Source organism: Streptomyces sp. MK7, from assembly GCF_032658145.1.
Classification (GTDB): domain Bacteria; phylum Actinomycetota; class Actinomycetes; order Streptomycetales; family Streptomycetaceae; genus Streptomyces; species Streptomyces spiralis.
Genome location: NZ_JAVACL010000091.1, coordinates 1 through 10729 on the forward strand (window position 1 = coordinate 1; position 10729 = coordinate 10729).

Genomic DNA, 10729 nt, shown 5'->3' on the forward strand with positions numbered 1-10729 from the left:
TAGGCCAGGGAGCACGTCAAGAGTCGTGGGCGGAACTCGGTCAGCTGCTGCGGCTGGACTGTGATCCGGGGGTGGTGGCGATGGCGTCGCAGCCGTTCCGGTTCTCGTGGCGGTCCGGTGGCGGGGCCTGGCGGATCAGCCATACCCCGGACTACTTCGTGCGCCGTCGGGACGGCACCGGTGTGGTGCTGGACGTGCGTCCCAACGACCGGATCGAGCCCGAGGACGCGGTGAAGTTCGAGGTCACGGCAGCGGCCTGGGCACGGGTGGGCTGGGGTTTCGAGCGGGTGGGTGTGCTCGATCCGGTGCTGGCGGCGAATCTGCGCTGGTTGTCGGGCTACCGGCATCCACGGGTGCGGCGGGAGCCCATGGCGGCGGAGCTTCGGGCGGCGTTCACCCGGCCCCGGGGTCTGTTGGCGGGGGTCAGTGCGGTGGGTGATCCGATCGCCGTGCTGCCGGTGCTCTTCCATCTGCTCTGGTGCCGGGAGCTGGCGGTGGATCTCGAGGCTGGTCTGCTGTCGGCGGCCACGCAGGTGAGCCCGGTGCCTGTGATCGCGGAGGAGGCGGAAGAGGATGCCGGCGCGTCCGAGGCTGCTGTCGCTGGGTGACAGGGTCCGCTACGACGGGCGGGAGCACACGGTTGCCGCCCTGCACGGCACGTCGGTGCGGCTGTTCGATGACACCCAGGCCGCCAGCGTCGTGCTGCTGGGACACCTGCTGGCGTCGGAGGGTTTCACCGTGCTCAGCACCGCGCTGAACCGCCCGCCGCTGCCGGAGGCCCGGGTGTTCGAGGGGCTGCCGGAGGAAGCGGCACGACGGGCTGAGTGGTGGAGGCGGCATCTGACCGAGCTGCTCACCGGCCGCCCGGACGGCGATGCAGGCAGCCCGGCAGCCCGGTGCGGGCCGAGTACGACCCGACGGTGCACTCGCTGCGGCAGCGGGAGCTGACCAAGGTGGCCGAACTGCGGGAGCGCGGTGAGGAGGTGGGGCTGAGCACGCTGCGCCGGATGCGGTCCCGTTTGGAGAACGAGGGGGTGGCGGGCCTGATCGACGGCAGGCTACGCAAGCCTGCCACCGGCACGAGCCGGGCCGATCCCCGGGTGGTCGAGGCGATCGCGAAGGTCGCGGGCAGCCGCACGGACGAGCCGACCGTCTCCGCGCAGGTGCTGCGGCGCCGCGTCGAACGGCTCCTGGTCGCCGAGCACGGTCCCGGAATGGTCCGGATGCCGTCCCGGGCGGCGTTCTACCGTCTGCTGGAAGCGGTCTCGACCGGGCAGCATCTGTTCGTACGATGATCGACATGATCGTGGGCGCCCTGCAACGTGTACTCGTCTTTCGGGGATGGGATCCGGCCATCGAGCAGGCTGTGCCGGCCCCCAACGCTGCCGAGTACGAACGGCTGTGCGTCGGGGGTTTCGCCAGTCGGCTGCCTGCCGGACAACACAGTTCCTTTGTTCTGCCCATCGGCACATGCTGAACTGGCTCCCGTTGGACGTCACAGAAGGGGCTGGTACATGACCGCGGTCCTCAGCACGGAGTGGGACAGCGTACGGCAGCGGACCAGGCTGAGTGCCCAAGCGCCCGGGGGCACCGCCCCGACGGAGCGGCTGACCGAGTTCGGGCGGGCGGAACTGCTGGGGCGGCTGCGCTGGGAAGTCATCCAGGGCGGCTCTCTGTTCCTGACCTATCCCCAACTGCTCGACGGTGCGGCCTTCGCTGTGCTCCGGCCCGCCGCACTCCTCGACGAGCTGGCGATCCGGGCGATCGGCGGTGGTGCGGTACTCCCGATCCGGGTGAACTCACGGAACGCGGATCTGGCCGGACAGCTGATCGCCCTGCTCTCGACCGGTTTCCTCTTCTCTTCCCTCCCCATCCCCGACGAACAGTGCGTGCGGCTCCAACGGGAGTTGGCCGTCCGCGCGGACGCCGAGGGTGCGGCCGCGGCCCTCGCGGCGGAGGGGCCGGCCGGGTTGGCGGACCAGTTGCTGGCGGCGACCGGTGTCCTCGACACTCCGCTGCGGCGGCGCACGGTCGCGCGGTGGAGTGACTGGCTGGAGGCCGCTGAACGCGGCGTGCTGGAGGTCAGCTCCCTGATGCCGGCCGACTACGCGACCGCGTACGTGCTGGGTCCCCCGCCGCGCCCGGAGGATCTGGCCAGTGACGAGGGCCGGTCGGTGCTCGCCGCTTGGACCAGCGGGGAACTCGACGTGAAGGGTCTGCCCAACCGTAGCCGCCTGTACGAGAGACTCGACCCCCTTCTGCGCTCTGGCGACCAGGCGGCGCAGGCGGATGCACAGACGCTGCGCGAGTCCTTCGACGAGACGTACTACCGAGCGATCGCGGCGGCCGAAGGCTGCTTGCTCGGGCTGGCCTCACCGCGGCGCGGTGTGCGTCGCCGCGAGGCGGCGACGCCCGTGGAGCAGACACCGGTCGTGACCTATCCGACCAGGTTCGAACTGAGACTCGGCCTGATGAGCGCTGCGCAATGGCGGCGCTACACGGATGACGCAGCCGACGCCCTCACCCGCTGGTGGCACCAGCGGGACCTCGCTGCGCTGCAGGAGGTGGGGGACCTGCTCGCGGAGCGTACGAAAGAGCCGCCGGCAGGTGGCGTGGACGACATGTCGGTGACCCGGCTCCAGCGTTTCGTACACAACGCGCGCGGGGTTACCGCCCAGATGGTCGCCGGAGGTGGGATGAGCCTGGCGACCAGCCTGCTCGGCGAGGGGACGCAAGGAGCGTTCGCCGCAGGCGCGGGCGGAGCGCTCGCGCCGGTGGTCGTCGCGGCTGTTGCGGCCGGGGTGACCCGCCTGACCGGTTTCCGGGGGCGGTACGACGTGATAGAGCTGCCCGGGGTGCTGGGAAGGACGGTCTGATGGACGGCGAGGCGCCGCGCACGCACACCCGTAAGGCCTACACCGATGCCGACGGCGGGCGATGGTGCGAGGTCTACCTCGACACCTACCGCCTGCCCTCCGGTGCCGAGACCGTCCGGCACCGCGTTCGCGTCGGCGGTGGCCGTACAGGAGTCGTGGTACTGGCTCGACGAGGTGACGACATTCTGCTGGTCCGCCAGTGGCGGCCGGCGATCGGCCGGTGGGCCTGGGAACTTCCGCGTGGTTTCGGCGAGACCGACCCTGTCTCGGACGCGCTGCGCGAACTGGCCGAGGAGGCGGGACTGGTCGGCTCCGCAGCGACCGCGGTGGCGTATCTGGACGTCGACTCCGGCATGTTGGAGAGCGAGGTCGCCGTCGTCGAGGTCTCGGTTCCGGGTGACGTCCCGTTGCGCCGCGGCGCGGCCGGCGACGGCGAGATCGCCGCGGCACGTTGGTGGAGTCCAGAGGAAATCGCGAACGCGGTTCGTGTGGGAGAGTTGCGGGACGGCTTCACCCTTGCCGCACTCGGGGCATTCAGCGCGACCCGTGGTTAGCGCACCCACAGTCGAGGCTCCGCGCGCCGATGGCGGCGCCGTCCTGGATGATCTGCACCTCCAACGTGTACGCCTGGACGGTGCGGGGGTGATCGCCTCGCTTGAAGCTGTACTTGCTCACGGTCTTGCGGTAGCGGGCTTTCAGGCGCCGGCGGCGACGGCGCGCAGGAAACCCGAACGCGTCGTAGTAGGCGTCCGCCAACAGCACCATGGAGGCGTCCAGGCGGTTCAGTAGGGACCTGCGTCAACTCGCCCAACTGACCAGGCGCGTACACGTCCGACGATGGCGCACCGGACCGGACACTGACAGAGTTCACAGACAACGGGACCCCCGGATCGCTCGTCCCTCGGCTTCGAGACCAAAGGGACTACCAGGGGTCCTGCCCCCTTGACAGGGCGCGCGCAGTCCAAAAGCAACGGTGTTGCACTCGGCGGGACGCCATCCTCGAAGCCCTCAGACGACTCTGGAACGACCGTCGGCATCCGCACAGTGCACAGAGCGGACCGCACCAGCCCCGCGGGGGATACCGATGAGACAGATCAGAGAAATGAGCGAGCGCGAGTACTTCGCCTGCGTCGGGCAGCGTCCCGGCATGTTCGTCGGCACAGCCTCGTCGTTCCACCAGCTGACCGCTTTCCTCACCGGCTACGACCAGCACGCGATACGTCACGGCGGACAGGGGCTCACGGGCTGGCACGAGTGGCTCGTCACCCGCCGCGGCCGCAACTGCAACCATGCCTGGCCAGGACAGGTTCTGCACATCGCGCTCCCAGAGGGCTGGAACAACATCACCGACCTGCCGCCCGAGGACGAGAAGCACGCGATCAAGGTCCTGTTCCAGCTTCTCGACGAGTTCGCCGCCGAACGCGAGGCAAGTCCTGGCGTCCAGAACTCAGATTGAGCGGGACGCCAGCCGCGCCTCCGTCTCGCTCAATCTGAACCACCGCTGGTCACGGCCCCGAGGTGGCTCACCTTCAGCGAGACGGGTCAGCTGCGACATGCACCACTGAACAGCCGTCTGACCTACAAGGACGACTTCGACGAGGTCTCGGCAGCTGTACACACCGTGACGCCAATGACGTCACTCGTTGACCTGAAACCGAGACTCGCACCCTGGGGGGGAAGGGGTCGTGCACCGCGCCGTCGACCATCGACCGGCGGATCTCCGGCACCGTGGTGTCCGCCCGCGTCGAGCACGGGGTGCGGCTGGAGGACGGCGTCGCCCGCAACCGGCTCAAGTAGCTGGTGAAGGAGGTGGAGGAGAACGGGGAGACTCGCGGCCGGGGCCAGGCCCTGCTGCTCGTCGAGCACCTGGTGAAGATCAGCGCCGCCTGCCCGGACAACCTCACCGGCATTCCGCGACCGTGCCCTGGTGCTCATGCACTTCGCCGTCGCGGGCCGCCGGCGCGAACTCGCCTTCAACCGGGTGCGTGACTACGCCGGGAACCCCGGCGGCATCCAGGCCGACCTGCGCGTGTCCAAGGTCCGCCCCCGCGTCGTACCGGTCCCGTGCGGGTCCCGGCCATCGATCTGCCCGGTGAGAGCCTGGTAGGCGTGGAAGGAGGTGGCTGGCCTCACCGACCCGGACGGCTACGCCTGGCGCCGACTGGACAACCCGTGGCACACCGTCCTTAAGGGCGGCCCTGCAGCCCGCGGCGATCGGCGACATCGTCACCCGCGCCGGCGAACGCGCCGGAATCGAGATCCGCTTCACCGGCCGCAGCCCCTGCCGCGGCCTCGCCACGTCCTCCCGCATGAAGGGCCACGATCAGATCGTCATCGCCAAGCAGGGCGGCTGGGCACCGCACTCGAAGGTGCTCGCCGGCTACCTCGAAGTCGTCGGCCAGTGGGAGGACAACGCCCTGCTCGGCGTGCTGTAGTCCATCCGGGGCCCGGGGCCCGGGGCCCGGGGCTTGGCAGATGCGATGGGCATGCTGCACCTCGAGGGCTGCTCCATACGCGCGCACTCCTCCTGCACCGGACGGATCTGCCGCACAATTCCTGAAATAATCGGTTATTGATTGCATGCCCTTGTGTGCCTGTGGGAGAAGATCCATGGATGTTGGGCTGATCAACGGCCTTCCCGGCCATCCCCTCTTCGTCCACGGCGCAGTGGTGCTGATTCCGCTGACGGCGTTGGCGCTCGTGGTCTGTGTGCTGTGGTCTTCGGCGGCACGCAGGCTCAGCTGGGTGCTGCCGGTAATGGGCCTGGTCACTCTTGTCCTGGTGGTGCTGACCACCGAATCCGGTGAGTGGCTGGAGGACCGGGTGCGGGAGAGTGCGCTGGTGGAAGAGCACGCCGAGATGGGGTCCTCTCTCACCCCGTGGGCGATCGCCCTGTTCGTGCTGACGGTCGCCGTCTGGTTGCTCGGCCGCGCCGGCCCTCGCTGGGAACGAAACCGCCGTGGGGAGGCCGGCAGCCCCGCCGAGGGCAGGGCGTCCGCCGTGGCCCGGCTGGCTTCTTCGCTTGTGGTGCGCGTGGTGGCGCTGGTGATCGCCTTGGTCGTGGCCGTCGGCGCGGCCATCCAGGTGTACCGGATCGGTGACTCGGGTGCGAAGGCGGCCTGGCAGGGCCGCTTTTCAACAAGCCGGTCCGGCGCCGGGCGGTGACGCGGCGGCGGCGGTGCCGGAGGCAGTCCGGCCGGCCTGTGTGAGGTGTCGGCTGGCCGGACTGCCTCGCGTGATGCGTGGGCCGGTCTCCGGGTGCGGCCACAGCGCTCAGCGCAGCTGGTCGAGCGCCTTCTGGAAGGCGGCGGCGTGCTTGGCCTCGTCCGCGGCGGTGTCGCGGAAGTAGCGGGCGGCGGCGCTGTCACCGACGGCGGTGGCCCGCTTGGCGAACCCCGGGTACACGGTGGTCGCTTCGTTGTGCTCACCGGTGATGGCTGTGCGCAGGTTGGTCTTCGTCGTGCGGACCAGGCCGGCCAGGACCGCCTCGCCGCCGAGGTGCTCCTGCAGTTCGATGTTGGCGGTGCCCTCGAACAGGCGGGCCAGCGCGGAGTTGCCGGTCTGCCGCGCGTGGGCGGCGTAGAGCATGTACTTGGCGTGGGCGAGGGCCTCGCCGTGCAGGGCGGTGTCCAGGTTGGTCTTGGTGCGGGCGGCCTTGACCTTCGGCTGTCCGGCGGGCACCGGCACCACGTCTGCTTTCGACGGCGCGGGGATGGTGCCGCGGCCGGTGGTGACGACCGTGAGGGCTGCGCGGAAGGCGTCGCGGTGGCGGCCCTCGTCCGCGGCGATCTCGCTGAAGAGTTTCGCGGCCTCGAGGTCCCCGTCCGAGCGGGCCTGTTCGGCGAAGCGGCGGTACATGACCTGGTGCTCGTAGGTCTCGCCGTTGATGGCCTGGCGCAGGTTGGCCGCGTTCGATCCGACGGTTCCGGCCAGGGCGGCTGCCTCGCGCAGGTGCTCGTTCAGCTCGGTCTGCGCCGTGCTGCGGAAGAGCTTGCCGACGGCCGGCAGGCCTTGGCGGTCGGCCTCGGCGGCGAAGAGGCTGTAGGCGGCGTAGGCGTACGCCTCGCCCTTCATCGCGGTGGCCAGGTCGGCGAGCGTCTGCGCCTGGAGAGCCGGGGCAGCGGTGTGTGGCGCCGGGGACGGCGCTTCCCCAGCCAGGGCCGGTGCCGCCGGCGCGGCCGCGGCCAGCGCGCACAGACCCACTGCGAACGTACGTGTCGAATGGCGGAACACGATGTCCTCCTTCCGGGGCACACCCTTCTGGGTGCGAACGCCCTTCCTCATGCCACCCGCGCATCCACGCCACCGCCCCTTCACGTCACCCACCCGAGTGAATACGCTCAGTAATCGTCTGCCCCCGAGGGTGTCGACGAGTCGGCGCCAGGGGTGGGGACACCGATCGAGCGGCAGAACCCAAGCGTCGTCAGAGGGTCAGGGTTCGGCCGTCGCCGAGAACAGGCTGCGCATTTCCGGCCGGTCGGACTGCGCAACGCTGTGGCCTGCCGTGGTAGGTCCTGTGGTCGAGGACTGGGCCGGCGTGGTCCAGGCTGTGGTGGGAGCGCATCCGGGGCGCCGGCACGTGGCCGGCGATGCCTTGTCAGCTCTGAGGGCCGGGCCAGGAGGCCAGGCCGTCGGGGGAGGGTGCCTGGAGGGTTGCTTCCTGGGGTGAGTCGTAGAAGGCGTAGGCGTCGCTGAGGCCGCCGTACTGGAACACCTTGAGCATTCGGAGGGAGGGGCAGGTGATCCGCAGGGATCCTTCGCGGTCCCGGATGAGTTTGGTGATCGCTACGATCGTGCCCAGGCCGATGGAGTCGAGGAAGGGCACGGCGCACAGGTCCAGGACGAAAGCGCGGTGTCCCTCACCGAGCAGCTTGATCACTGCTTGGCGGATCCCGGAGTGGGTGCGAAGGTCGACCTCGCCGTCGATCTCGACAACGGTCCAGCCGTTTACCTTGTCGTAGCTGACAGCGAGGCGAGCTGCTCGGTACGGATGATGGTCGTTCGCATGACCATCCCTCTACAGGTCTTTGGACGGCACAAGACCCCCAGCGACGCGTTGCAAGGCCTTCCTCGGACCTGCCTGTCCGTACTGCCTGCAGATGCCGCCCTATCCCATACACGGCGCATGCCCCCCGGATCGCATCCTGGAACCAGCCGCAGCTACCGAGCATCCCAAGATCCGGACTCAGTACGACGGCCGCCTCCGTCCTCACCTGTTCCGGGCTCCCCGCTTCTGGCCTCCGCCCGCAGCCGGCGGGGCTTCGGACCTGTCCTCGGGCCCGCCGGCATCTGGGCACGGACCCCGACCAGAGCACGCTCGCCGACCGGCGGCGTCGGCCCCGACCGCAGCCCCGTTCATTGCCGGTCGGTGGCTGTGACGGGACAGGGGTGAGGGCCCGAGGTAGGGCAGGCTCCCCGGGCCCTCACGAGGTTCGCGTATCCGTGAGGGGACGGATGTTCATGCACGCGATGGTCTGCTCAACGATTCCCCGGACTGCCGGATACGGGAGTCGCCAGCTCGTCCACCGACTGCAGGCTGCAGCATGCAGGTCGCCGGTGCGCCCGGGCCTGGAGTGGAGATCCGTGGGTACGCGCTTGAGGTCAGGCGGGAGTGTGCAAGAGCGAGGCGGCTTATGGAGCAGGCTGCTGAAGGTGAGGTTCCGGGCCGGGGGCCGGCCGCCGGGCCGATAGCTATGTCGGCCGCGTTCCCCGGTGGTGAGGAAATCGCTGAGGCTCGTGATCTGACCCGGTCGTTCCTCGCCGATCTGCAGGCCGATCACGGGCTGCAGATCGGCGCGCGGGCGGGGGACATGGTGCAACTCGTGGTGAGCGAGCTGGTGACCAACGCCCGCAAGCACGCCCCCGGCCCGTGGCTGCTGTCACTCGAGCTCGAGGGGGGTGTCGTCGAGGTGAGCGTGTGGGACACAGAGCCGAAGGCGCCAGTGATCCTTGCAGCGGATCCGCAGCGCGTGGGGCAGCACGGCCTGGAGATCGTCACGGCCGTCTGCCAGGACTTCGAGGTGCACCGGGAGCCGGTGGGCAAGCGCATCACCGCGGCGATCGAGCTGGCCGACGATCCGGACGGAGACGCGGCCGGCCACCAGGTCGTGTGACGCCCCGTCTGCTGCGGCGGTCAACCTCTGGCCGCCCGGGGCACCAGGAGGGGCGAGGCCAACTTTCAGGACTTGGCCAGAAAACGGCGCCTGGCCTACCCGCTGGCCAGCTCGACAGGCCCCGGGGATCTCGTCATCGCCGACCGCGGGTTCTGGTCGGTCGAATTCGTCCACGCATAACCACGTCTGGCGCCCATCTGCTGGCCAGGCTCCAGTCCAACCACCTCGGCACCACTCAGGCGGAGTTGCCTGACGGTTCCCGGCTGTCCCTGATGCGCCCCGGCAAGGATGTCCGTCTCCGGGCAGTCCGCGAAGGCCGGGTCCTGTCGAAGGAGACGACCTACCGCGTCATCACCTTCACCAAGAACGACAAGGTCGTGCACCTGGGCACGTCCCTGCTGGACACCGAGCAGTACCCGGCGGACGAGCTGATCGCCCTCTACCGGCAGCGCTGGGAGATCGAGCTGGCCTTCGACGAGATCAAGAACCACCTCGGTCCCGGCGGACCGCTCCGATCGCGCACCCCTGAAGCCGTGCGGCAGGAGCTGTGGGCCCTGCTCGGGGTTCACCAGGCCGTTCGCCGGTTCGCGTACGATGCCGCAGCAAGTGGCCCGGTCCTGGATGCCGACCGGCTCTCCTACCTCCGGTGCGTCCGGATCGCCCGGCGCAGCGTACCGTCCCAGCACGGCACCTCCAGGCGCACGCTGACCAACGCCTGGAAGGAGGCCATCCAGGAAGCGCGGTCCCGTCTGCTGCTGTCCCGGTCCGGCCGGGACTGCCCCGAGCGATCAAGAAACCGATGCGGTGGCCGATCCTGAGAACCCGGAGCGGCCGCAGCAAGGTCGCACCGGGGCGATGGGCACACAACCAGACCACCAAACAGCGCAAACACCGGGGCGCCGGCAGACCCGTGCCTCGCGCTCAACCGCCTTGACCTCCCTACAGCTGTTCCCCCCTGCTGGGTGGTTCCGGAGGATGCATCCCGCCACCGTCCTTGATGTCCACTTCACAGGTGCGTCGGTCGTAGGACTGGTCATTGGGGATCAGCAACATTCCGGCAACCTCCTTGGCCTTGCCCTTGGCCTGCTCGCTCTTCGTCTTCGCCTTCTCACGGGCACTCATAAAAGACAGCCTCGTCAACGTCGTTGCGGTAACCGGCTCGTGCCCCGGTCGACCCCTCGTAAACAAAGGGACATACGAGGAATAAACACTAGGATGGAGGGCACACGGCGGGCCAGGAGGTTGATATCCATGGTTCCCCTTTTGCTGGTACTGCTTCTCGCGCTCATCCTTTTCGGCGCCGGTTTCGCCCTCAAGATTCTCTGGTGGGTGGCCCTCGTCGTGCTGGTGATCTGGCTGCTCGGATTTTTGGTGCGGTCCACGAACGCCGGCGGCGGCGGCCGCGGCCGCTGGTACCGATGGTGACCTGACACCACACCCACCCTGTGGGCCCGGCCGTGCACACGGCTGGGCCCACAGGCACATCCAGGAGCCTGCGAGGAAACACACCGGACGAACGCGTCCCCAACGGCATCCGGGGTAGGCGCGCCGCAGTCGGGGGCGGGAAGGACCACGCGCGCCAGGAACCCGCGCAACCTCCGGTCACGTCCCGCCCCCGGCCCCACCCAGTGACCCCAGCCGCTACCAGCGCATGCCGAGTTGGTCGAGGTCGGCGCGTCGTTGCGGGCTCAGTGAACCGCCCCGGGTTCGGTAGAGATCTCAGATTGTGGTTGTGACCTT

General features: G+C 69.3%; 16 protein-coding genes and 1 pseudogene. 13 read left to right on the forward strand and 4 right to left on the reverse strand.

What is annotated here, in order from left to right:
- From R2S09_RS39265 to R2S09_RS39290, 6 genes are all read left to right on the forward strand, one after another.
- Positions 1 to 608: TnsA-like heteromeric transposase endonuclease subunit (locus R2S09_RS39265; RefSeq protein WP_316746041.1), on the forward strand; the 608-nt coding region annotated here is incomplete at its 5' end.
- Entirely contained in the window at positions 574 to 948 is a 375-nt protein-coding gene (locus tag R2S09_RS39270) for a hypothetical protein (protein WP_316746042.1), read from the forward strand. The genes R2S09_RS39265 and R2S09_RS39270, both read left to right, overlap by 35 nt.
- The gene (locus R2S09_RS39275) at positions 921 to 1295 is read left to right on the forward strand and encodes a hypothetical protein (RefSeq protein WP_316746044.1); all 375 of its coding nucleotides are present in this window, start codon (positions 921 to 923) and stop codon (positions 1293 to 1295) included. The genes R2S09_RS39270 and R2S09_RS39275 overlap by 28 nt, the downstream gene beginning before the upstream one ends.
- A complete protein-coding gene (locus R2S09_RS39280) occupies positions 1292 to 1477 on the forward strand; it encodes a hypothetical protein (RefSeq protein WP_306192717.1) in 186 nt (61 codons plus the stop codon). Before R2S09_RS39275 ends, R2S09_RS39280 begins: the two co-directional genes overlap by 4 nt.
- A 37-nt stretch (positions 1478 to 1514) precedes the next feature.
- Positions 1515 to 2876 carry a hypothetical protein gene (locus R2S09_RS39285; protein ID WP_316746046.1) on the forward strand — a complete coding sequence of 454 codons (1362 nt, stop codon included), beginning with the start codon at positions 1515 to 1517 and terminating at the stop codon, positions 2874 to 2876.
- Complete coding sequence (locus R2S09_RS39290) at positions 2876 to 3430, forward strand: NUDIX hydrolase (protein WP_316746048.1); 555 nt, start codon at positions 2876 to 2878, stop codon at positions 3428 to 3430. The genes R2S09_RS39285 and R2S09_RS39290 overlap by 1 nt, the downstream gene beginning before the upstream one ends.
- Here R2S09_RS39290 and R2S09_RS39295 read toward each other — a convergent pair.
- Positions 3411 to 3641, reverse strand: a complete 231-nt coding sequence (locus tag R2S09_RS39295) for a hypothetical protein (protein WP_316746049.1) — start codon at positions 3639 to 3641, stop codon at positions 3411 to 3413. The two genes, R2S09_RS39290 and R2S09_RS39295, sit on opposite strands and share 20 nt — an antisense overlap.
- A gap of 319 nt (positions 3642 to 3960) precedes the next feature.
- Between R2S09_RS39295 and R2S09_RS39300 the strand changes: the two genes are divergently transcribed.
- From R2S09_RS39300 to R2S09_RS39315, 4 genes are all read left to right on the forward strand, one after another.
- The gene (locus R2S09_RS39300; RefSeq protein WP_316746051.1) at positions 3961 to 4332 is read left to right on the forward strand and encodes a hypothetical protein; all 372 of its coding nucleotides are present in this window, start codon (positions 3961 to 3963) and stop codon (positions 4330 to 4332) included.
- A 471-nt stretch (positions 4333 to 4803) separates the two neighbouring features.
- Positions 4804 to 4983 (forward strand): hypothetical protein, encoded by a 180-nt coding sequence (locus R2S09_RS39305; RefSeq protein WP_316746053.1) that lies wholly within the window; start codon positions 4804 to 4806, stop codon positions 4981 to 4983.
- Positions 4984 to 5185: 202 nt separating this feature from the next.
- Positions 5186 to 5311 (forward strand): hypothetical protein, encoded by a 126-nt coding sequence (locus R2S09_RS39310; RefSeq protein WP_306192720.1) that lies wholly within the window; start codon positions 5186 to 5188, stop codon positions 5309 to 5311.
- A 175-nt stretch (positions 5312 to 5486) separates the two neighbouring features.
- Complete coding sequence (locus R2S09_RS39315) at positions 5487 to 6041, forward strand: DUF2231 domain-containing protein (protein ID WP_316746054.1); 555 nt, start codon at positions 5487 to 5489, stop codon at positions 6039 to 6041.
- Between the two features lie 108 nt (positions 6042 to 6149).
- On the opposite strand, the gene R2S09_RS39320 is transcribed toward R2S09_RS39315, so the two are convergent.
- Together R2S09_RS39320 and R2S09_RS39325 are read right to left on the reverse strand one after the other, a co-directional pair.
- Positions 6150 to 7160, reverse strand: coding sequence for a ferritin family protein (locus tag R2S09_RS39320; RefSeq protein WP_316746055.1), 1011 nt, complete (start codon positions 7158 to 7160; stop codon positions 6150 to 6152).
- A gap of 313 nt (positions 7161 to 7473) precedes the next feature.
- Positions 7474 to 7836: pseudogene (locus tag R2S09_RS39325) on the reverse strand (STAS domain-containing protein); the annotation flags it as partial.
- Positions 7837 to 8509: 673 nt separating this feature from the next.
- Between R2S09_RS39325 and R2S09_RS39330 the strand changes: the two are divergent.
- Together R2S09_RS39330 and R2S09_RS39335 are read left to right on the forward strand one after the other, a co-directional pair.
- Complete coding sequence (locus R2S09_RS39330) at positions 8510 to 8989, forward strand: ATP-binding protein (RefSeq protein ID WP_306191674.1); 480 nt, start codon at positions 8510 to 8512, stop codon at positions 8987 to 8989.
- Between the two features lie 245 nt (positions 8990 to 9234).
- Positions 9235 to 9807, forward strand: a complete 573-nt coding sequence (locus tag R2S09_RS39335; protein ID WP_316746057.1) for a transposase — start codon at positions 9235 to 9237, stop codon at positions 9805 to 9807.
- Positions 9808 to 9928: 121 nt separating this feature from the next.
- On the opposite strand, the gene R2S09_RS39340 is transcribed toward R2S09_RS39335, so the two are convergent.
- Positions 9929 to 10111 (reverse strand): hypothetical protein, encoded by a 183-nt coding sequence (locus tag R2S09_RS39340; RefSeq protein WP_316746059.1) that lies wholly within the window; start codon positions 10109 to 10111, stop codon positions 9929 to 9931.
- A gap of 129 nt (positions 10112 to 10240) precedes the next feature.
- On the opposite strand from R2S09_RS39340, the gene R2S09_RS39345 reads away from it, so the two are divergent.
- Complete coding sequence (locus tag R2S09_RS39345; protein ID WP_316746061.1) at positions 10241 to 10414, forward strand: hydrophobic protein; 174 nt, start codon at positions 10241 to 10243, stop codon at positions 10412 to 10414.
- The last annotated feature ends 315 nt before the right edge of the window (positions 10415 to 10729 follow it).

Excerpts from the sequence above, each read along its gene's own strand:
- R2S09_RS39270 (WP_316746042.1), top strand. The coding sequence starts at position 574 with ATGCCGGCGCGTCCGAGGCTGCTGTCGCTGGGTGACAGGGTCCGCTAC.
- R2S09_RS39280 (WP_306192717.1), top strand. The coding sequence starts at position 1,292 with ATGATCGACATGATCGTGGGCGCCCTGCAACGTGTACTCGTCTTTCGG.
- R2S09_RS39285 (WP_316746046.1), top strand. The coding sequence starts at position 1,515 with ATGACCGCGGTCCTCAGCACGGAGTGGGACAGCGTACGGCAGCGGACC.
- R2S09_RS39290 (WP_316746048.1), top strand. The coding sequence starts at position 2,876 with ATGGACGGCGAGGCGCCGCGCACGCACACCCGTAAGGCCTACACCGAT.
- R2S09_RS39295 (WP_316746049.1), bottom strand. The coding sequence starts at position 3,641 with ATGGTGCTGTTGGCGGACGCCTACTACGACGCGTTCGGGTTTCCTGCG.
- R2S09_RS39300 (WP_316746051.1), top strand. The coding sequence starts at position 3,961 with ATGAGACAGATCAGAGAAATGAGCGAGCGCGAGTACTTCGCCTGCGTC.
- R2S09_RS39310 (WP_306192720.1), top strand. The coding sequence starts at position 5,186 with ATGAAGGGCCACGATCAGATCGTCATCGCCAAGCAGGGCGGCTGGGCA.
- R2S09_RS39315 (WP_316746054.1), top strand. The coding sequence starts at position 5,487 with ATGGATGTTGGGCTGATCAACGGCCTTCCCGGCCATCCCCTCTTCGTC.
- R2S09_RS39320 (WP_316746055.1), bottom strand. The coding sequence starts at position 7,160 with ATGAGGAAGGGCGTTCGCACCCAGAAGGGTGTGCCCCGGAAGGAGGAC.
- R2S09_RS39330 (WP_306191674.1), top strand. The coding sequence starts at position 8,510 with ATGGAGCAGGCTGCTGAAGGTGAGGTTCCGGGCCGGGGGCCGGCCGCC.
- R2S09_RS39340 (WP_316746059.1), bottom strand. The coding sequence starts at position 10,111 with ATGAGTGCCCGTGAGAAGGCGAAGACGAAGAGCGAGCAGGCCAAGGGC.
- R2S09_RS39345 (WP_316746061.1), top strand. The coding sequence starts at position 10,241 with ATGGTTCCCCTTTTGCTGGTACTGCTTCTCGCGCTCATCCTTTTCGGC.